Below are 19,361 nucleotides of genomic sequence, written 5' to 3' on the forward strand. Positions count from 1 at the left end.
GTCAGCTCCCCGATCCGTGGTGGTGCGGGTACCGGCCCGGGCCGTTCGGGTCGTGGGGCTCGTTCGGGTCCGGCTGCTCGTAGTAGGGCTCGGCCTGCTGCTGGCCCGGCACCCACGGCTGCTGGCCGGTCTGCTGGGCGGCCTGCTGGTAGGGGTCGTAGCCGTACTGCTGCTCCGCCGGGTACGGCGGGTAGCCCTGCTGCTGGTAGCCGTCCTGGCCGCCGTAGCCCTGGCCGCCGTACGGTGCGCCCACCGGCTGCTGGGCGGCGTAGGGGTCGTAGCTGTACGGGTCGGCCTGCGGGTACGCCTGGTACGGGTCGGTGTACGGCTCGGCCTCCTGGGCGGCGGCTGCCGCCTGGACCGCTCCGGCCACCGGCTCGGCCGCGGACTGCGCCGGGATGGTGCCCGGCCGGCCCTCGTACACCCCGGTCTCCGGTTCGTCCGTGTCCGGGACCGGGCTCTCGGCGCCCTCGCCGCGCTCGGCCATCCGGCGGGCCCGGCGGCTGCCGGGGGCCGGGGCCTGCGCCTGGGCGGCGGCGGCCAGCGCGGCGGCCTCGACCACGTCCTCGGGCAGGTCGTCGTCCTTGTGGCTGCGCCGGCCGGGCAGCGCCAGCACCAGCACGGTCAGGCCGAGCAGCAGCTGGGCCCAGATCCAGCCGGTGTGCAGCAGGCTGCCCTCCCGGGTGACCAGCAGCTTGCCGCCGCCGGCCGGGAGCTTGAAGCCCTGCGCCCAGCCGTCGACGGTGACCGGCTCCAGGGCGGTGCCGTCCAGGGTCGCCTTCCACTCCGGGGCGGCGGACTCGGCCAGTCGCAGCACCCGGCCCTCGGGGCCGGCCGGCAGGGTGGTGTCCAGGTCGCGCTCACCGGCCGGGACGACCACCGGGACGGTGCCGGGGGCGGTGATCAGCGCGCGGGTGGCGGGGGTGCCGTCGACCTGCCAGAGTGCGGCGCCGCCGTCCTGGTTGGCCTTGACCAGGCCGGGGGTGGTGTCCAGGACGTCCTTGAAGACGCCGATCAGCGGCTGGTCGACCAGTACGTAGGCGATGCCGTAGCGGGAGAGCGCGCCCGCCTGGTCGGCGCCGGAGCCGGCCAGCAGGCTGCCGACCGTGCGGTCCAGGCCGGCCGTGGTGCCGGTGGCCGGGTCGACGGTGGACTCGGCCTGGCCGAGCGTCAGACCGGCGCCGCGGACCACGGTGTAGCCGACCGAGCCGCCCTTCGGGTCGCCGGTGACGACCAGGGTGCGGGAGCGGTCGGTGGTACCGGCCTGCTCGGCGATGAACGCGGGCACCTGGGCGCCGCGGCCGCGGTGCAGCGGACCGTCGGCGCCGGTGACGGCCCACCAGAGGCCGGTGCCCAGCGGGGCGAGCACGGCGGCGGCCACCACCAGGGCGGCGACCGGCTGGCGCCAGCCGAAGGCGATGCCGGCCACCCGGGCGTTGGCGCCGTCGGCGCCGATCGCGGCGGCGGCGAGCAGGGCCACGCCGGCCAGCAGGGTGGCGGGGCCGGACCACGCGGGAACGGCCGGGCCGCCGGAGGCCGGGGTCACCGAGGTGCCGGCCACCGCGACGGCGAAGACCAGTCCGGCACCGGCGGCGCCCCAGGCGGCGAGCACCGCGCGGCGGCGGTCGGCGCGCAGCAGGGCGGCCAGCGCGGCGAGCACCACACCGGCGGAGAGCCACACCGGCGGCACGCCCGCGCCGCCCGGGTTGACCAGGAGCAGCCCGGCGGCGGTCGGCCCGGCGCCGTGCAGACCGGGCAGACCGGCTTCGAGCAGCAGTCGCTGCGGGTGCGTCAGCACCTGGAGCGACCAGGGCGCGAGCACGCCGACCGGCACCGCGAGGATCACCAGGACGCGCAGGCCGAGCAGCCGCAGCGCCGTGACGCCGGAGCCGAAGGCACCGCCGCGGACCACCGCGACGACCAGCATGGCCAGGCAGAGCGGGACGGCCAGCGCCCAGATCAGCGGGACGAAGGCGGTGGCCAGGGTGAGCAGCAGGACGGTCATCCAGGCGGGCCGCCAGCCGGGGCGGGCGCCCTTGGCGGCGCTCTCGTCCCGGATGCCGAGGCCGGCGGTGATCGCGGCGGCGCGGGCCAGCGGCGGCAGCAGCACGGCCAGCACGGCGGTACCGATCCGGCCCTGGGCGAGCGCGCCGGTGGCGGCGGGCAGCAGCGCGTAGGTGGCGCTGGCCCAGGCGCGGACCAGCTTGGAGTCGATCAGCGGCCGGGAGACCAGGTAGGCGCTGACGGCGGAGAGCGGCACGGCGAGGACGACCAGCAGGGTGACCGCGAGGTCGGCGTGGTCGAACAGCAGCCAGGAGAGGACGGACAGCACCGCGAGGTAGGGCGGCGAGGCGGCGGTGGAACCGGTGCCGACGGGGTGCCAGGCGTCGGCGTACATCGACCAGAGCCCGGCCGCGCCGTCGGTGGCGGGCAGCAGGGCGCCGCCGAACAGGGAGTCGGCGCCGAGCAGGCCGCGGCAGGCGACCAGGGCGAACACCAGCAGGGCGGCGAACAGCACCGGGGCGGGGCGCCGGACGAGCTTCTTGACCAGCGCGAACTGCTCGACGACCAGGTCCTCGGCGTCCTCGTCGCCGCCGGCCTCGGCGGTGCCGTGCCGGCCGGCGCCGGCGTCGTCGCCGCCCCCTATGCCGAGCGAGCCGACGACGCCCTCGACGGCGAGCCGGGCGGTGGCGCCGGGTGCGGGGAAGAGCGTGCGGTCGTCCAGGGCGTCGGCGGCGCGGCTGCGGGCGCGGCGTTTGCGGGCGGCCAGCAGCCGGGGCAGCCGGACGAGTTCGTGGCCGAGGCCGGCGAGTTCGTCGAAGGCCTGCTTGGGGTCCTTGCCGAGCAGGTTGGCGACCACCCGCAGCAGGGTGCCGAGCACCAGCCGCAGCAGGACGTAGGGGAGGAGCGCGCCCTTGGAGTTGGCGAGCAGGGTGTAGACGGCGCCGGCCTTGTCCACCCGGTGCGGGTGGGCGGGGCCGCAGTCGATCGCGCGGCGCTCGCGGCTGGCGGCCTCGGCGTGCCGGAGCACGGCGTCCGGGGCGACCACGACGCGGTGGCCGGCGGCGTTGACCCGCCAGCAGAAGTCGGTGTCGTCGCGCATCAGCGGCAGCGCCCGGTCGAAGCCGCCGAGCGCCTCGAAGACGTCGCGGCGCACCAGCATGCCGGCGGTGGAGACGGCGAGCACCGGGCGGACCTGGTCGTGCTGGCCCTGGTCCTGCTCGCGCCGGTCGAGGCCGGTCCAGCGGCGGCCGGAGCGGGCGATGCTGACGCCGACCTCCAGCAGCTGCCGGCGGTCGTACCAGCTGCGCAGCTTGGGACCGACGACGGCGGCGCTGGGGGTGGAGTCGGCGACCTGGAGCAGCCGGCGCAGCGCGTCGGTCTGCGGTTCGCAGTCGTCGTGCAGCAGCCAGAGCCACTCGACGGGCTGCGTCTCCCGGGGGCCGCCGCGGCCGAGGTCGTCCTGCTCGCCCAGCGGGTCGCCGAAGTCGTCCCAGCCACCGGTGACCGGGTCGTAGCCGGAGGGGTCCAGCCGGTAGGGCAGGTCCTCGGCGCGCAGCGGGGGGCTGTTGAAGACGGCCTCGCCGACGGCGGTGCCGAAGCCGGCCCGGCGGCCGAGGACGGTCGGGCCGCTCTCCGGGAGCCAGTCGGCGAGGGTCTCGGCGAGCAGGCGCGGGGAGTCGTCGGTGGAGCCGGTGTCGACGGCGAGCACACGCTGCACCGGGCGGTCCTGGCCGAGCAGGCCGGCGAGGGCCCGGGGCAGCCAGCGGGCGCCGTCGTGCGAGACGATCACGGCGGTGACCAGATGGCGCGGGTAGGCGGGCGGCCTGCTGGAGGAGAGGCCGCTCTGGTGGCTGTAGACGGTCATCGCGTGCGCGGGCCCCAGTTCTCGGTGGACACAGCCGGTGAACGGCAACCGGATGGCGCACCACACTAACGGCTCCGGGTTGCGGCTCCGTCCACGGTGTCCGTCCCGGGCGCCCGGCCGGGAACGCGAAAGCGCCTCACCAAGGGTGGTGAGGCGCTTCGTGACAGCTCGTCCGTGCGGGCCGGGTGTTCGAGGATCCGGGGTCCGGGGATCGGGGGGACGCGTCCACCCCGGTCAGACGGCGCTCTTCTTGAGCCGGCGGCGCTCGCGCTCGGAGAGACCGCCCCAGATGCCGAAGCGCTCGTCATTGGCGAGGGCGTACTCCAGGCACTCGGAGCGGACCTCGCAGGCGAGGCAGACCTTCTTGGCCTCGCGCGTGGAGCCGCCCTTCTCGGGGAAGAAGGATTCCGGGTCGGTCTGGGCGCACAGCGCGCGCTCCTGCCAGCCGAGTTCCTCTTCCTCCTCGATGCCGTCACCGATCAACAGCTCAAAGAGCTCGCTCATGTGGCGCGCCTCCTCTGCCCCTATTGGCGTCCCCGTGGTTGCCGTTGCCTCGTGCGGCCGACGACACGAGTGAAATTACAGTTGCGTCACTCTGGCCCAGTCAAGCCGAGCTCTGGTATTGGGGCCAGGATTCACTCCCCGGCACCAAGCCGTTACGAATAGTGTACATAACCGGACACAACGGACCTCTCGCCCGATCGCCCTCGAAGGCCGCCGAACCCTCCGCAACCGGGGGCCGGGTGACACGCAGTCACCGCCACAAGGCCGGTCATCGGCCTCCCTTCCCGGCGATCTTCCCATCGAAACATAGAGGGTGATTTATCACCCCATCGGGTAGTTCATGACTCATCTCTCCCGAATGTCCGCTCTCCCCGAGTTGACACCGGCCCCTCCCGTGCGATCTCCTTGCCCTCATGTCAGAGTTCGCCAGCCCCCGGAGCGGTTCCGCCCTCCGCCGTGCCGTGAACTCCTGTTGTCGCCTCTGTTCCTGCCGCTGTATCTAGGCGCCCGCCGTCCCGCCGCGCGCCGCCCAGGAAGCACAGAGGCCGCCCGCGATTCCCGCCCCAGGACATCCCGGATCCGGCTGATCCCCTGACGACCCAGCCCTCCGAGGACGACTCCCGTGCGAATGATCCGCATCCGCAAGCGGAACCGCGACCGCAGCAAGACCACCCTCCGCCGGCCCCCCGTCGCCCTCTCCCCCGGCGGCCACCCCGTGGGCCACCCGTGGGCCGACGGCCTCAGCGACGTCTCCATCGCCGGCGACCCGCTGGCCTTCCCGCACCTCGCCCGCACCGACCTGCCCACGCACCCGGTCACCGTCGCCGACCACGCCCGGCTGGTGCGCGAGATCGCCGCCGACCGCGCCCGCTGGGAGCCGCTCGTCCGCTACGACGCGCTCACCCGCTGGTACGCCCGGCTGGAGACCGGCCCCGGCTACGAGGTCTGGCTGCTCAGCTGGCTGCCCGGCCAGAGCAGCGGCCTCCACGACCACGGCGCCTCGGCCGGCGTGATGACCGTCGTGCGGGGCGAGCTCGTCGAGCGCTCCCTCACCCACGCCGGGGACGGTGCCCGCACGCTGCGCCCCGGCGGGCAGCGGGTGTTCTCCGCCGGCTACCTGCACGAGGTGGTCAACGGCTCGCTGGAGCCGGCCGTCTCCATCCACCTCTACAGCCCCGGCCTGACCGAGATGAACCAGTACGGCGGCGCCGCGGCCGTCCCGGAGCAGCACCAGCAGACGTCCGCCGAGGTTGGCTGAGACCCGGCGGCAGGTTGTCGAGGACCGGGCTGACGACCCGTCGGCGCGTGGCAGGATGGGCGCATGCGCATCGTGGCACTGGCAGGCGGGATCGGCGGAGCGCGTTTCCTGCGCGGACTCCGGGAGGCCATCGGTCCCGAGGACGAGATCACCGTCATCGGCAACACCGGTGACGACATCCACCTCTTCGGGCTGAAGGTCTGCCCCGACCTCGACACCGTCATGTACACCCTCGGCGGCGGCATCCACGAGGAGCAGGGCTGGGGCCGGACCGACGAGACCTGGTCCATCAAGGCCGAGATGAAGGAGTACGGCGTCGGGCCCGAGTGGTTCGGGCTCGGCGACCGCGACTTCGCCACCCACCTCGTGCGCAGCCAGATGCTCACCGCCGGCTACACCCTCAGCCAGGTCACCGAGGCGCTCTGCGTGCGCTGGCGGCCCGGGGTGCGGCTGCTGCCGATGAGCGACGACCGGGTCGAGACCCATGTGCGGATCACCGACGAGCAGGGCACCCGGGCGATCCACTTCCAGGAGTACTGGGTCAAGCTGCACGCCGCCGTCGACGCCGAGGCGATCGTGCCGGTCGGCGCGGACACCGCCAAGCCGGCGCCCGGCGTGCTGGAGGCCATCGCCGCCGCCGACGTCATCCTCTTCCCGCCGTCCAACCCGGTCGTCTCGATCGGCACCATCCTCGCCGTGCCCGGCATCCGGGCCGCCGTCGCCGCCGCGCCCGCCCCGGTGGTCGGGCTCTCCCCGATCATCGGCGGGGCGCCGGTGCGCGGCATGGCCGACAAGGTGCTCGCCGCCGTCGGCGTCGAGGCCACCGCCGAGGCGGTCGCGCTGAACTACGGCTCCGAGCTGATCGACGGGTGGCTGGTGGACAGCGCGGACGAGGCGTCCGTCGCCGCCGTCGAGGCCGGCGGGATCGCCTGCCGGGCGGTGCCGCTGCTGATGACCGACGTCGCCGCCACCGCCGAGATGGCCCGGGCCGCGCTCGCGCTCGCCGAGCAGGTGCGCGGGTGACCCTCCAGGTCCTGCCCGTCGGCGGGCTGCCCGAGATCGACGCCGACTCCGACCTCGCCGGGCTGATCGCCAAGGCCGCCGAGTACCAGGACGGCGACATCCTGCTGGTCACCTCCAAGGTGGTCAGCAAGGCCGAGGGCCGGATCCTGGAGGCCGCCGACCGGGAGGCCGCGATCGACGCCGAGGCCGTCCGGGTGGTCGCCCGGCGCGGCCCCACCCGGATCGTCGAGAACCGCAACGGCCTGGTGATGGCCGCCGCGGGCGTCGACGCCTCGAACACCGCCCCCGGCACCATCCTGCTGCTGCCCGAGGACCCGGACGCCTCCGCCCGCGCGCTGCGTGCCCGGCTCCAGCAGCTGACCGGGCGCCGGCTCGCCGTCGTCGTCACCGACACCTTCGGCCGGCCCTGGCGCAACGGGCTCACCGACGTCGCCATCGGCGCCGCCGGGCTGCCCGTCCTGGAGGACCACCGGGGCCGCACCGACTCGCACGGCAACGAGCTGGCGCTCACCGTCACCGCCACCGCCGACGAGCTGGCCGCCGCCGCCGACCTGGTGAAGGGCAAGGCCACCGGCACCCCGGTCGCCGTGGTCCGCGGCCTCGGCCACCTGGTCACCGTCGAGGACGGCGAGGGCGTCCGGCCGCTGATCCGGCCCGCCGACCAGGACATGTTCCGGCTCGGCACCTCCGAGGCGATCCGGCAGGCCGTCACCCAGCGGCGCACCATCCGCGCGTTCACCCCCGAGCCGGTCGACCCGCAGGCCGTCCGGCGCGCCGTCGCCGCCGCGGTCACCGCGCCCGCGCCGCACCACACCACGCCGTGGCGGTTCGTGCTGCTGGAGACCCCCGAGGTGCGGACCCGGCTGCTGGACGCGATGCTCGCCGCCTGGCGCCGCGACCTCGCCGAGCTGGACGGCTGGGACGAGGCCAGGATCGCCCGCCGCACCGCCCGCGGCGACGTCCTGCGGGCCGCCCCGTACCTGGTGGTGCCCTGCCTGGTGATGGACGGCTCGCACGACTACCCCGACGAGCGCCGCGCCGCCGCCGAGCGGGAGATGTTCACCGTGGCGATCGGCGCCGCCGTGCAGAACCTCCTGGTCACGCTGGCCGCCGAGGGCTACGGCTCGGCCTGGGTGTCGTCCACCATGTTCTGCCGCGACACCGTCCGCGCCGCCCTGGACCTCCCCGCCCACTGGGACCCGATGGGCGCCGTCGCCGTCGGCCACCCCGCCGAACCCCCGCGCACCCGCCCCGACCGCTCCGCCGCCGCCTTCATCGAGGTCCGGTAGGGGGGATCGGCAGGAGGAATCAGCTGTCGAGGTCGTCCGGCAGCAGCCGGAAGGCCTCGTGGTCGGTCAGCGGCCGGACCGCCCGGAAGTGCCTCCGGTCGACGGTCAGCACGGCGTCGGTGCGGAACTCGGCGGCGAGCGCGACGTTGATCGCGTCGGTCAGGCCGATGTTGAGCTTCGGATACGTACGCATCACAACCCTGGCGGCTCCCAGGTGTGCGCCTACTTCCGGAACCTCGTACCGGCCGATCGCGCACTTGTCGATGATGTCGTCGAGGATGCGCATGGCCCCGTCGGCACCGAGCGACTTGGTGGCCAGGTAGTCCAGCTCGGCCAGGACCAGCGGGGAAATGACGAGGTGCCCGACCGTGCGCAACGCGGCCCGGCAGGCGTGGTGCTCCTTCTCCGCCGGCGAATAGCAGGAGAGCAGCGCTCCCGTGTCCCCGACCACTGCGACGCCGCTCACTCGCCGAACCCTTCCATGGCACTGTCCAGATCGTCGAGAATCCGGCGGCCGCCGCTGATGACCGGCAGGTCGTCGATCTCGTCACCCATCGGGTCGGTCCGGAACGGGTAGACGGGCTCGGCCAGGTGCGGCGGCACGATGGTGGCCACGTGGCGGCCGTCCTTGGTGACGGTGACCGTCTCGCCGCGCTCGACGGCTCCTATCACCCTGGCCGTCTGCTGGTTCAGTTCCCTCATGGTTGCTTCCATGCGGCCAGCGTACGCCGGGTACTACGCCGTAGTGCGTCGCTGATCGGACAGCTCACCCGAAGGTGTGGTGTCAGCGGTGGCGGTGGTCGTTGGGGGTGAGGCGGGGGCCGAAGCGGGGGGCGTGGGTACCGGTGGCGAGGATCAGGCGGCAGAGGCGGTGGCGGTGGGGGCGGTAGGGCTCCAGGAGGGCCAGCATCTGGGCGTCGTCGCTGCGGACGCGGCCGGCCAGGGCCCAGCCGACGGTGTTGGGCAGGTGGAAGTCGCCGACCGAGACGGCGTCGGCGTCGCCGTTGCTGCGCTGCAGGGTCTCGGCGGCCGTCCAGACGCCGATGCCGGGGACGGCGGTCAGGCGGGCGAAGGAGGTCTCGTGGTCCATCGCGGAGGCCTCCTCCAGGCGCGGCGCCAGGCGCACCGCGCGCTGCACCGTCGCCGAGCGCTTCGGGTCCACGCCCGCGCGGTGCCACTCCCAGCTCGGCACCAGGGACCACTCGCGGGCCGAGGGCGCCACCCGCAGGCCCTCGACCGGGCCGGGCGCCGGGGTGCCGAAGGCGCGCAGCAGGGTGCGCCAGGCGCGGTAGGCCTCGCTGGTGGTGACCTTCTGCTCCAGGATCGCCGGCACCAGGGACTCCATGACCAGGCCGGTCCTGACCAGCCGCACCCCGGCCACCTCGCGCTGGGCCTCGCGCAGCGGGCCGGACGGCAGGACCAGGCCCGCCGGGTCGTCGGCGGCGCCGAGCAGGTCGGGCAGCCGGTCGAGCAGCCACGGGGCGCCCGGGCCCCAGGCGCCCGCCTCGACGACGCCCTCGGAGGGGCGGGCGAGCACCCGCAGGGTGCCGATGCCGGCCGGGGTGCGGGAGGCGCGCCAGACGGCGCCGTCGGCGGTGGTCCGGTACGCCGGGTCGGCCGGGCCGCGGCGCAGCGGGAGCAGGGTGCGGGTCACGTCCAGCGGGAAGCCGGGCCGCCAGCGGCGGACGGCTCCGCCGTCGGTGCGGCCGCCGGCGCCCCGGGGGGCGGGCAGGCCCGTGTGCGCGCCCGTGCGCGTGCTCCCGCTCACCGTCGTGCACCTCCTGCGCTGTCCGCCGACCATGGGGATATGAACGATACGCGGGTGGCGGAGCTGTCCCCAGGTGACGAGAGTGCCGTGCGGTCCCTCTACCACCGGGTGCTGGAGGGCTGGAACCTGCGGGACGGCGCGGCCTTCGCCGGGCCGTTCGCGCCGGACGGCGAGGTGATCGGCTTCGACGGGACCCGGCACGCCGGCCGGTCGGTGATGGCCGCCGAACTGGGGCGGGTCTTCGCCGGCCACCCGACGCCGGAGTACGTCGCCAAGGTGCGGCGGGTGCGGGCGCTGGGCCCCGGGGTCGCGCAGCTGGACGCGGTCGCCGGCCTGGTGCCGGACGACGCCCAGGACGTGGACCCCGCGCTGAACGCGGTGCAGACGGTGATCGCCGTCAACGCGGGCGCGGGCTGGCGGATCGCCCTGATGCAGAACACCCCGGCCCGGTACGACCTGCGGCCCGATCTCGCGCGGGCGCTGACGGCGGAGCTGCGGGAGCTGGTCGGGCGCGGGCCCGGACCGGGGTGACTGCGGCGCGCGGCGGCTACCGCGGGGCGGCGACGCGGCCCTGCAGGCCGGCCGCCGCGCTGCGGATGTCGGGGAGCCTGGCGTAGAGGGCGGCGCCGGGACACTCGGTGCTGACGCCGTCGCGGTGGCCGGAGACGGCGTCGAAGGTGACGGTGGTGCCCGCCGGGTAGAGGCTGCTGCTGGAGCCGGAGACCAGCTTCACCTGGCCGGCCGCGTCCCGTCCGGTGAGGCCGAGCTTCCAGGCGGTGATCCGGGACAGGCCGGTCAGCAGTTCCGCCGGGGGCGCGTCCGAGACGTAGGTGCCGATCGCCGCGACGCCCGCCGTGTCGGTGTTGAAGCCGAGGGTGTGGGCGCCGTGCACCGGCAGGTCGGTGCCGCCGGCCCGGCCCTCGTAGACGGTGCCGCAGCGGTCGACCAGGAAGTTGTAGCCGATGTCCCGCCAGCCGTTGCTCTGCACGTGGTACAGGTAGATCGACCGGATCACCCGGGGTGCGTCGGAGCACTCGTACGCGGTGGCGGTGGCGGTGTGGTGGATGAAGACCGCCCGGACCTGGCCGGTGTAGACGAAGCCGGGCTCGCGGATGGACTCGTCGGCGCCCCAGCCGGCCCGGGTGACGATCTCGGGGCGCGGGGCCTGGTTGCCGGCGGCCCGTCGGCCGCCGGCGTCCGGTTCGGCGGGCGTGCTCCGGGCGGCGGAGGACTCGGCGCCGCGGCCCGGGTCGACCAGTTCGACCCGCAGGCCGGGCGGCGGTCCGGCCGGACCGGCGGTCACCTCGACGGCGACGCCGTCGCTGGGGCCGGTCCACAGCGGGGCGGTGCCGGCGCGCCTGGCTCGGCCGGCGGCGGCCGGGGTGTCCGGCCCCTCGTCGCCGTCGACGTCCAGCCGCTGCCAGCCGCGCCAGGCGCCGGTGGCCGCGTCCCGCGTGCGGACCCGGACGGCGGCGCCGTCGAGCGCGCTCGACGGACCGTCCCAGGTGACCCCGAGCAGTTCGAACCGCCCGGTGCGGCGCGGTGCCAGCGTGCGGGCGGCGGCCGCCGGGAGCGAGCCGGAGCCGGTGAGCCGGTGCGGAGCGGTCAGCGGGATCGAGCTGACGGTGCCGCCGCCCGCCGAACTCCGCTGTCCGGCCTGCGGCGAGGGGCCCGTGGATAACGGGCCGGATTCCGCGGCGGCCGGGGACAGCGGCAGCACGGCCGCGCAGACGGCGAGCAGGGCGGTGGGGACGACGACGGTCGGGCGGCCGCGGAGGGCCGGAAGAAAGTTGCGCATAAACCGGATGTTCACGGGATTTCGACCCGCGCGCCACGCCACCCGGCGCTGCTTCCGCCACCCCTCCCGGACGTCCACCCGAAGGCCGTAGGCTGGGGCGCACCATGACTTCGCCTTTCGCTGCCGATGCCCGCACCCCCGTCGAGCTGCTGCACGCTTTCCTGCGAGGTGGCACTCCCTCAGTCGACCCCGCCGCCCCGCTGGTCACCTTCTACGACGACGCCAGTGGCGAACGCGTCGAGCTCTCCGCCCGGACCTTCGACAACTGGGTGGCCAAGACCGCCAACCTGCTCCAGGACGAGCTCAACGCCGGCCCGGGCGACCGCGCCGCGCTGCTCCTCCCGGCCCACTGGCAGAGCGCCGTCTGGCTGCTCGCCTGCTGGTCGGTCGGGGTGACGGCGGTTCCGGGCGGTGACCCGGCCGCCGCCGACCTGGTGGTCAGCGGCCCGGACGGCCTGGAGGCCGCCCAGGCCTGCGAGGGCGAGCGGGTGGCGCTCGCGCTGCGGCCGCTCGGCGGGCGGTTCCCCCAGCGCCCGGACGGCTTCCTGGACTACGCGGCCGAGGTGCCCGGCCAGGGCGACCGGTTCGCCCCGTACTCCCCCGTCGCCCCGGACGCCCCGGCGCTGGAGACCTCGGTCGACGGCCTGCCCCTGAAGCTGACCGGGGAGCAGAGCGTCCAGCTGGCCCGGGAGGGCGCGGCCCGGCTCGGTGTCGGTCCGGGCGACCGGGTGCTGTCCACCCTCTCCTACGACGACTGGGCGGGCCTGGAGGCCGGTCTGCTGGCGCCGCTGGCGGCCGGCGCGTCGGTGGTGCTCTGCCGCAACTCGGACGGCCTGGACGCCGACCAGTGGGAGAAGCGGGTGGAATCCGAACGGGTGACACTGCGCCTCGGGTAACCCCCGGCCCCGGCCGGGCGGGTAGGGATCCCTGCCATGGCCGAGGACGACACCGAGCACCCCCCGACCGGACGCCCCCCGACCGAGGAGGCCGGCGCCGCGGCACCGGAAGCCGTCCCCGAGGCTTCCGCCCGCCGGCGCCGGCGCCGCCGGTGGCTGGTCGTCACGGCCGGCGCGCTCGCGTTCGTGCTGCTCGCCGGCGGCACGCTGCTCTGGATCGCGTACCGCAAGCTCGACGGCAACATCCGCACCGACTCCACCACCGACCAGCTGCTGGCCCGGCTGGAGGCCGAGCGCCCCAGCCGGACCGCCGGGGCCCACGGCGCGGAGAACCTGCTGCTGATCGGCAGCGACGACCGCACCGGCGCCAACGCCTCCTACGGCGCGGCGGGCGGCCAGCGCTCGGACACCACGATCCTGCTCCACCTGGCGGCCGACCGGCGGCGCGCGACCGCCGTCTCCATCCCGCGCGACGTCATGGTGAGCGTCCCCGCCTGCGAGAAGCCGGACGGCACCCGCAGCCGGGCCACCCTGATGCAGTTCAACGCGGCCTTCGAGACCGGTGGTCCGGCCTGCTCGATCCGGACCGTCGAGCAGCTCAGCGGCATCCGGATCGACCACTACGTGATCGTCGACTTCGCCGGGTTCAAGCGGATGGTGGACGCCGTGGACGGGGTCGAGGTGTGCGTCCCGCAGCCGATCCACGACAAGGACGCCAAGCTGGACCTGCCGGCCGGGCGGCAGACCCTGCACGGCGAGCAGGCGCTCGGCTACGTCCGGGCGCGGGAGACCCTCGGCGACGGCAGCGACACCCAGCGGATGGGGCGTCAGCAGCAGTTCCTGGCGGCGCTGATCCGCAAGGTGCAGTCGCAGGACGTGCTGCTCAATCCGACCAAGCTGTGGCCGGTGCTGGACGCGGCGACCTCGTCGGTGCGGGCCGACGGCGGGCTGTCCTCGCTGGGCGCGCTGTACGACCTGACCCAGGACCTGCGGGAGATCCCGTCGGCGGACGTCACCTTCCTGACGGCGCCGCGGCAGCCGTACCGGTTCGACTCGGACCGGGACGAGTTCGTGCAGCCGCAGACCACGCAGCTGTTCGCGGCGCTGCGGGACGACCGGCCGGTGGAAGTGCGGCCGCCGGGGTCGGGGCCCTCGCCGACGGTCCGGGCGGCGCCGGCGGCGAGTCCGTCGGCCGGCCCGTCGGCGGCTCCGTCGGCGGCTCCGTCACCGAGCGTGAGCACTCCGCCGTCGTTCGAGGGGCGGACCGCCGACGTGGACGCGTGCGCGATGCACTGACCCGTACCGGTACGGCTCATCTGCTCATCGGATCACCATTCCGTACACGGACCATGATCTTGAAGGGCTCTCCCCGGAAATTCCCAGCACCCGATTTCACCTGGGGAAATGACGCGGTGAATCACGTCCCGGGTGATGGCGGAGATCACATCCGGAACAATCCCCCCACCCGGCTCGTCTAGGGTGTCCGAGTCGGTCGCGCAATTCGCGCACCGTCCCGTGAACCGGTCGGAGGGAGGGGAACACCCGTGCAGCAGGACACCCAGGGCGTCACGCCGGACGCGGAGCGGCCCCCGTCCGACCCCGCCCACGGCATCCCCGTCCAGCGCCGGGGCAGCGCGGCCGAGCCCGCGGCACCCGTGCCCGCGCCGGTACCCGCACCCGCCGCCGCGCCCCCGGCCGGCGGCGGCCGGGGCGCCCACCGCCGGGCGCGCACGGCCCGGCGCAACCGCCGCCGACGGCTGCTGAAGTGGTCCGGCGGCCTCGGCGCGTTCGCCCTGGTGGCCGGCTGCGGCGGCGCGTACTACGCGTACCAGCACCTCAACAACAACATCACCGCCGTCAAGGTGCAGCTGGGCGACGAGGCGGAGCGGCCCAAGCCGGCCGGCGACGCCATGAACATCCTGGTGATCGGCACCGACAGCCGGGAGGGCCTGGGCCGCTCGTACGGTGACGAGGGCAGCGCCGGGCACGCCGACACCACCCTGCTGTTCCACGTCGCCAAGGACCGCACCAACGCGACCGTGCTCAGCATCCCGCGCGACCTCATGGTGCCCGTCCCGGACTGCCGGACGCCGGATGGGAAGACCATCCCCGGTGCGTCGCGCACGATGTTCAACAACAGCCTCGGCCAGGAGGGCCGTGATCCGGGCTGCACCTGGAAGACCGTCGAGAAGATGACCGGGATCCGGGTCGACCACTTCGTGATGGTCAACTTCGATGCCGTGAAGACGCTCTCCACCGCCGTCGGCGGCGTCGAGGTGTGCGCGGCCAAGGACATCAACGACCCGGACTCGCACCTGAAGATGAGCAAGGGCCGGCACGTCGTCCAGGGCGACGAGGCGCTCGCCTTCGTCCGTACCCGGCACGCCGTCGGGCAGGGCGGCGACCTCACCCGGATCCCGCTGCAGCAGCAGTTCATCAGCTCGATGATCCGCTCGGTCAAGAGCAGCGACACCCTGACCAACCCGGCCAAGCTGTGGAAGCTGGCGGACGCCTCCACCAAGGCGCTCACCGTCGACTCCGGGATCGACAGCGTCGACAAGCTGAAGGACCTCGCGCTGGACGTCAGCAAGGTCGACACCGGGAACATCACCTTCGCCACCGTGCCGGTGCTGGACGACCCGACGGACGAGAACCGGCTGGTGCTCAAGCAGCCGGACGCCGGGCAGCTGTTCTCGATGGTCGGGGGCGACCGGTCGCTGACCGGGGCGGCGGACCCGGCCGCCCCGCAGACCGCGGCCGCCACCGCTCCGGCTGCCGCGGCTCCGGCCGCCAATGCTCCGGCCACCGCTCCGGCCACCCCCGAGGCGGCGCCGTCCGCGGCCGCTCCGGTGGTGGACACGAAGCAGCTGCGGGTGACGGTGCGCAACGGCAGCGGGACGCCCGGGCAGGCGCAGCAGGCCGTCGACCGGCTCCAGGCGAAGGGCTACGCCCGGGCCGCGACCTCCGCCAACGCGCCCGTCGCGGCGGCCACCACCGTCTCCCACCCGGCCGGCAGGGCCGCCGAGGCGGCGGCGCTGGCCGGTGCGCTGGGCCTGCCCGCCGACGCGGTCAAGGCGGACCCGAAGCTGACCGCCAAGGACGGGCTGGTGCTGGTGCTGGGCAAGGACGCGCCGGCCGCCGCGGCGGCGACCCCGAGCGCTCCGGCGACCGAGGCGCCCAAGGACCTCCAGCGGGTCCAGGCCGACGACACCGACGTCTGCGCCAAGTAGTCCGTCTGCGCCGAGCGGCCGAACGTCAGGACGGCTCCGCCGGGGCCAGCAGGCCGTCGGACTCCCGGTACTCCTCGCCGGTGCGCGGGCAGCGCCAGCGGTGCTCGCCGGCCGGCTCCAGCGGCTCGCCGGCCCGGCCGACCCACTTGATCCGGCGGGCCGGCACGCCGGCCACCAGGGCGAAGTCCGGGACGTCCCGGTGCACCACCGCGCCGGCCGCGACCAGGGCCCAGCGGCCCACCGTCACCCCGGCGACCAGGACGGCCCGGCCGCCGATCGAGCAGCCCTGGCGGAGCGTCACCCCGCGGGCGTGCCAGTCGTCGCCGCGCTTGAGGCGGCCGTCGACGTCCACCGAGCGCGGGTAGAGGTCGTTGGTGAGCACCGCGGCCGGGCCGACGAACACGCCGTCCTCCAGCACCGCCGGCTCGTAGACCAGCGCGTGGTTCTGCAGCTTGACCCGGTCGCCGATGCGCACGCCGGGGCCGACGTAGGCGCCGCGGCCGATGACGCACTCCGCGCCGATCACCGCGTCCTCGCGGACCTGGGCGAGGTGCCAGACGGTCGTCCCGGCGCCGAGCACCGCGCGCCCGTCGACGTCGGCGGTCGGCTCGACCCGGGCCCCGGCACCCGCGGAAGCGGCGGCGGGCCCCGCAACGGCGGCGGACCCGCCCTCAACTGTCCCCATGGCGCCCGACGATAGCGCCGGGGGCGGGAACGGGAGGGCGGGTCCGCGGGATTGGCCGATTGGTGCCCGGGAGGGGCCGCCGGGGGTCAGCCGCGTTCGACGACCACGTCGGCGGCGGACGGGGAGCGGCTGCCGATCACCTTGCGGGCCAGCGAGCGCGGCGAGGTGAGGAAGCCGAAGCCCCAGCTGAGGTGCATGGTCGCGAAGGCCACCGGCAGCAGCGCCTTCGCCTTGAGCGACAGGCCGCGGCCCTCGGCCAGCGCGCCGCCGTTGATGCCGAGCACATAGGCCCCGGGCGCGGCCAGGAAGGCCGGGTGGACGGCCACGCCGAGCACCAGCCCGAGGGTGACGCCGAGGAAGGCGGCCGGGGGCGCGAGGTAGCGCAGGTTGACCGAGCCCCGGTGGTACCGGGTGACCACCCGGCGCCAGCGGCCGTAGTCCTTGTACTGCTTGGCGAGCGCCTTGACGCTGGGCCGGGGGCGGTAGGTGACGCGCAGCTGCGGGGTGAACCAGACCAGGCCGCCGTCCTGCCGGATGCGGTAGTTGAGCTCCCAGTCCTGGGCGCGGACGAACTCCTCGTTGTAGCCGCCGAGGCGCTCCAGCACCTCGCGCCGGAACACCCCGAGGTAGACGGTGTCCGCCGGGCCGGCCAGGCCGCCGGTGTGGAAGGCGGCGTTGCCGACGCCTATCTTGGAGGTCATCGCGACCGCGACCGCGTTCTCCCACTCGGTCTCGCCCTCGGCGTGCATGATGCCGCCGACGTTGGCGGCCTCCATCTCGCAGAGCAGCCTGACCGCCGTGGTGATGTAGCCCGGGGTCAGCAGGCCGTGACCGTCGACCCGTACCACTATCGGGTGACTGGAGCCCCGGATCGCGGCGTTCAGCCCTGCGGGGGTACGCCCGGTGGGGTTCTCCACGGTCCGCACCCTGCGGTCCTCGGCGACGAGTTCGGCGGCGATCTGCGCGGTGCGGTCGGTGGACGGACCGAGGGCGATCACCACCTCCATCGGCCCGGCGTACTCCTGTTCCAGGATGTGCCGGACGGCCGTACGCAGGTGTCGTTCCTCGTTGAGCACCGGCATGATCACGGAGACCGCCGGCAGCTCCTCAGCAGCCTTGGTGTTCATCGGGGCCAACCGTACCGGTGTGGGCGGGGTGTCGTCTTGTCCCGGTCTGGGCGCTGAGCCCGGCCCGGAGCGACCGTATGCGAAGGATTGCCGACGGAACGTTCCAGCGTCGCCGGAGAGCGCCAGGAGGAACGTTTCACCGATCGGGGCCCACCGTACTCCCCGGGCCCGGCGCGCCCTCACCCGGCCCGGCCGGGACGCCCCTACCATCCGAGAGATGCCCGTCTCCCCCCTCTCCGCCGCGCGGCCCGGAGGCCCGGCCGGTGCCTCGCCGTCACGGCCCGGATCCTCGACCGGACGGCTGCGCCGCTGGCTCCGGCGGCTGGCCGCTTGTGTCGCCCTCGGCATCCTCGCCACCTCGGGCGGCGGCTGGGCGGTGCTGCACGGCATCGGGTCGATCGACCGGGTCGACGCCTTCAGCGGCGACCGGGCCCGCCCGGCCGACGACAGCGCCAGCACCTTCCTGGTGGTCGGCACCGACGAGCGCGAGGGCATCCCGGAGGAGACGCTGAAGAGCGTGCTGCACGCCGGGGGCGAGTCCTGCCACTGCACCGACACGATGATGATCGTCCGGCTCGCCGGGGACGGCTCCCGGGCCAGTGTGATCAGCATTCCGCGCGACTCCTATGTCGACATCCCCGCCCACCGGGACCCGGCGACGCGCAAGGACGTCCCGGCCGGCAAGGGGAAGATCAACGCGGCGTACGGGCTGGGCGGGCCGCAGCTGGCCGTGGCCACCGTCGAGCAGAACACCGGGCTGCGGATCGACCACTACCTCCAGGTGAACTTCACCGGGTTCGTCGCCGCCGTGGACGCGGTCGGCGGGGTCCGGGTCTGCACCGCCAAGCCGCTCAAGGACGAGTACTCGGGCCTGGACCTGCCGGCCGGCACCAGCACCCTGGACGGCGCGGGGGCGCTCAAGTACGTGCGCGCGCGGCACGTGGACGGCAGCTCCGACCTGGGGCGGATGCACCGGCAGCAGAAGTTCGTCGCCGAGCTGCTGCACGAGGTGACCAGCAGCGGCACCCTGCTCAACCCGGTGCGGCTGGCCCGGGTGACGGACAGCCTGCTCGGCTCGGTCAAGGCCGACAAGGGGCTCGCGGCCGACGACCTGATCACCCTGGGGACCCGGATGAAGGACCTGACGGCCGGGCGGGCCGACTTCGTGACCGTGCCGCTGGCCTCGGTGGACCATCCGGTCGCCGGGTGGGGGTCGACGGTGCTCTGGGACGAGGAGCGGGCGCGGGAGCTGTTCGACGCCGTCCGGGAAGGACGGCCGCTGACGGGCGGGGCGGGGCCGGACGGGCCGGGGGGCTCGGGGGGTTCGGGGAGCTCGGGGGCGGATCCTGCGGCGGGTGCGGGTACGGGTTCGGCGGGTGCGGCGGCTGCCGTCGCGCCGGAGCAGGTGCACGTCCAGGTGTTCAACGCGGCGGGCACCGCGGGGCTGGGCGCGCGGGTGGACACCGAGCTGCGGCGGGCGGGGTTCGCCACCACGGGGGTGCCGTCCAACGCCCCGGCCGGCACCGCGCCCGGGCGGACGGTGATCCGGTACGACCCGCGCTGGGCGGAGTCGGCGTGGACGCTGGCGGGCGCGGTGCCGGAGGCCGAGCTGACCCCGGTGCCCGGGCTGGGGATGGTCCTCCAGCTGTACGCGGGCACGGACCACCCGGCGGCGGCCACGCCCACGGCGCTCCCCACCCCGCTCCCCGCTCCCCCGCCCGCCCCGCTGCTCACGGGGTCGGGCGCGGCACCGTCCGGCCCGTCCGGCCCGGCGGGCGAGGCGCACCCGGCCGCATCCGGGAGCGAGCCGGGGGCGGCGGAGACGACCGGCGCCGAGCGGGCGAGCGACATCATCTGCCCATGAGCCGGCCGGCTCACGTGCAACGGCGAGGGGCAGGGTGCGCACGGCACCCTG

The 19,361-nt window shown here is 75.0% G+C and carries 16 protein-coding genes; 8 read left to right on the forward strand and 8 right to left on the reverse strand.

Going from position 1 to position 19,361, the window contains the following annotated elements; genetic code table 11:
* Position 1: 1 nt before the first annotated feature.
* Both ACFVVU_RS17195 and ACFVVU_RS17200 read right to left on the reverse strand, forming a co-directional pair.
* Positions 2-3,868: a glycosyltransferase gene (locus tag ACFVVU_RS17195; RefSeq protein ID WP_387790668.1), complete on the reverse strand. Its 3,867-nt coding sequence runs from the start codon at positions 3,866-3,868 to the stop codon at positions 2-4.
* Between the two features lie 234 nt (positions 3,869-4,102).
* On the reverse strand, positions 4,103-4,372 hold the full coding sequence (locus ACFVVU_RS17200; protein WP_030310813.1) for a WhiB family transcriptional regulator: 270 nt from the start codon (positions 4,370-4,372) through the stop codon (positions 4,103-4,105).
* A gap of 622 nt (positions 4,373-4,994) precedes the next feature.
* Between ACFVVU_RS17200 and ACFVVU_RS17205 the strand changes: the two genes are divergently transcribed.
* The 3 genes from ACFVVU_RS17205 to ACFVVU_RS17215 all read left to right on the forward strand — a co-directional run bounded on the left by ACFVVU_RS17205 (position 4,995) and on the right by ACFVVU_RS17215 (position 7,942).
* Positions 4,995-5,630, forward strand: a complete 636-nt coding sequence (locus tag ACFVVU_RS17205; protein WP_387790670.1) for a cysteine dioxygenase — start codon at positions 4,995-4,997, stop codon at positions 5,628-5,630.
* Between the two features lie 63 nt (positions 5,631-5,693).
* Positions 5,694-6,653: a 2-phospho-L-lactate transferase gene (gene cofD, locus ACFVVU_RS17210; RefSeq protein ID WP_355373241.1), complete on the forward strand. Its 960-nt coding sequence runs from the start codon at positions 5,694-5,696 to the stop codon at positions 6,651-6,653.
* Positions 6,650-7,942, forward strand: a complete 1,293-nt coding sequence (locus ACFVVU_RS17215) for a coenzyme F420-0:L-glutamate ligase (protein WP_387790672.1) — start codon at positions 6,650-6,652, stop codon at positions 7,940-7,942. The genes cofD and ACFVVU_RS17215 overlap by 4 nt, the downstream gene beginning before the upstream one ends.
* A 19-nt stretch (positions 7,943-7,961) precedes the next feature.
* Here the strand turns inward: ACFVVU_RS17215 and ACFVVU_RS17220 are convergent, their stop codons facing one another.
* The 3 genes from ACFVVU_RS17220 to ACFVVU_RS17230 all read right to left on the reverse strand — a co-directional run bounded on the left by ACFVVU_RS17220 (position 7,962) and on the right by ACFVVU_RS17230 (position 9,710).
* Positions 7,962-8,408, reverse strand: a complete 447-nt coding sequence (locus ACFVVU_RS17220) for a PIN domain-containing protein (RefSeq protein ID WP_387790674.1) — start codon at positions 8,406-8,408, stop codon at positions 7,962-7,964.
* The gene (locus tag ACFVVU_RS17225) at positions 8,405-8,644 is read right to left on the reverse strand and encodes a type II toxin-antitoxin system Phd/YefM family antitoxin (protein WP_380684514.1); all 240 of its coding nucleotides are present in this window, start codon (positions 8,642-8,644) and stop codon (positions 8,405-8,407) included. The genes ACFVVU_RS17220 and ACFVVU_RS17225 overlap by 4 nt, the downstream gene beginning before the upstream one ends.
* 82 nt (positions 8,645-8,726) lie before the next feature.
* Positions 8,727-9,710: a DNA-3-methyladenine glycosylase family protein gene (locus ACFVVU_RS17230; RefSeq protein ID WP_387790676.1), complete on the reverse strand. Its 984-nt coding sequence runs from the start codon at positions 9,708-9,710 to the stop codon at positions 8,727-8,729.
* A gap of 39 nt (positions 9,711-9,749) precedes the next feature.
* Here ACFVVU_RS17230 and ACFVVU_RS17235 point away from each other — a divergent pair, with 39 nt between their 5' ends.
* Positions 9,750-10,241 carry an SgcJ/EcaC family oxidoreductase gene (locus ACFVVU_RS17235; RefSeq protein WP_380684516.1) on the forward strand — a complete coding sequence of 164 codons (492 nt, stop codon included), beginning with the start codon at positions 9,750-9,752 and terminating at the stop codon, positions 10,239-10,241.
* Between the two features lie 16 nt (positions 10,242-10,257).
* Here the strand turns inward: ACFVVU_RS17235 and ACFVVU_RS17240 are convergent, their stop codons facing one another.
* On the reverse strand, positions 10,258-11,508 hold the full coding sequence (locus tag ACFVVU_RS17240) for a peptidoglycan recognition protein (protein WP_387790678.1): 1,251 nt from the start codon (positions 11,506-11,508) through the stop codon (positions 10,258-10,260).
* Positions 11,509-11,612: 104 nt separating this feature from the next.
* On the opposite strand from ACFVVU_RS17240, the gene ACFVVU_RS17245 reads away from it, so the two are divergent.
* The 3 genes from ACFVVU_RS17245 to ACFVVU_RS17255 all read left to right on the forward strand — a co-directional run bounded on the left by ACFVVU_RS17245 (position 11,613) and on the right by ACFVVU_RS17255 (position 15,634).
* The gene (locus ACFVVU_RS17245) at positions 11,613-12,404 is read left to right on the forward strand and encodes a TIGR03089 family protein (RefSeq protein ID WP_380686469.1); all 792 of its coding nucleotides are present in this window, start codon (positions 11,613-11,615) and stop codon (positions 12,402-12,404) included.
* Positions 12,405-12,440: 36 nt separating this feature from the next.
* Positions 12,441-13,700, forward strand: a complete 1,260-nt coding sequence (locus tag ACFVVU_RS17250; RefSeq protein ID WP_387790680.1) for an LCP family protein — start codon at positions 12,441-12,443, stop codon at positions 13,698-13,700.
* Between the two features lie 248 nt (positions 13,701-13,948).
* Positions 13,949-15,634: an LCP family protein gene (locus ACFVVU_RS17255; protein ID WP_387790681.1), complete on the forward strand. Its 1,686-nt coding sequence runs from the start codon at positions 13,949-13,951 to the stop codon at positions 15,632-15,634.
* A gap of 25 nt (positions 15,635-15,659) precedes the next feature.
* Here the strand turns inward: ACFVVU_RS17255 and ACFVVU_RS17260 are convergent, their stop codons facing one another.
* Both ACFVVU_RS17260 and ACFVVU_RS17265 read right to left on the reverse strand, forming a co-directional pair.
* A complete protein-coding gene (locus ACFVVU_RS17260) occupies positions 15,660-16,319 on the reverse strand; it encodes an acyltransferase (protein ID WP_380686473.1) in 660 nt (219 codons plus the stop codon).
* A gap of 86 nt (positions 16,320-16,405) precedes the next feature.
* Positions 16,406-17,446, reverse strand: a complete 1,041-nt coding sequence (locus tag ACFVVU_RS17265; RefSeq protein ID WP_380686474.1) for a glycosyltransferase family 2 protein — start codon at positions 17,444-17,446, stop codon at positions 16,406-16,408.
* A 217-nt stretch (positions 17,447-17,663) separates the two neighbouring features.
* On the opposite strand from ACFVVU_RS17265, the gene ACFVVU_RS17270 reads away from it, so the two are divergent.
* Positions 17,664-19,310: an LCP family protein gene (locus tag ACFVVU_RS17270; protein ID WP_387790682.1), complete on the forward strand. Its 1,647-nt coding sequence runs from the start codon at positions 17,664-17,666 to the stop codon at positions 19,308-19,310.
* The last annotated feature ends 51 nt before the right edge of the window (positions 19,311-19,361 follow it).

Origin of the sequence: Kitasatospora sp. NPDC057965 (assembly GCF_042887135.1) — a bacterium.
Classification (GTDB): Bacteria; Actinomycetota; Actinomycetes; order Streptomycetales; family Streptomycetaceae; genus Kitasatospora.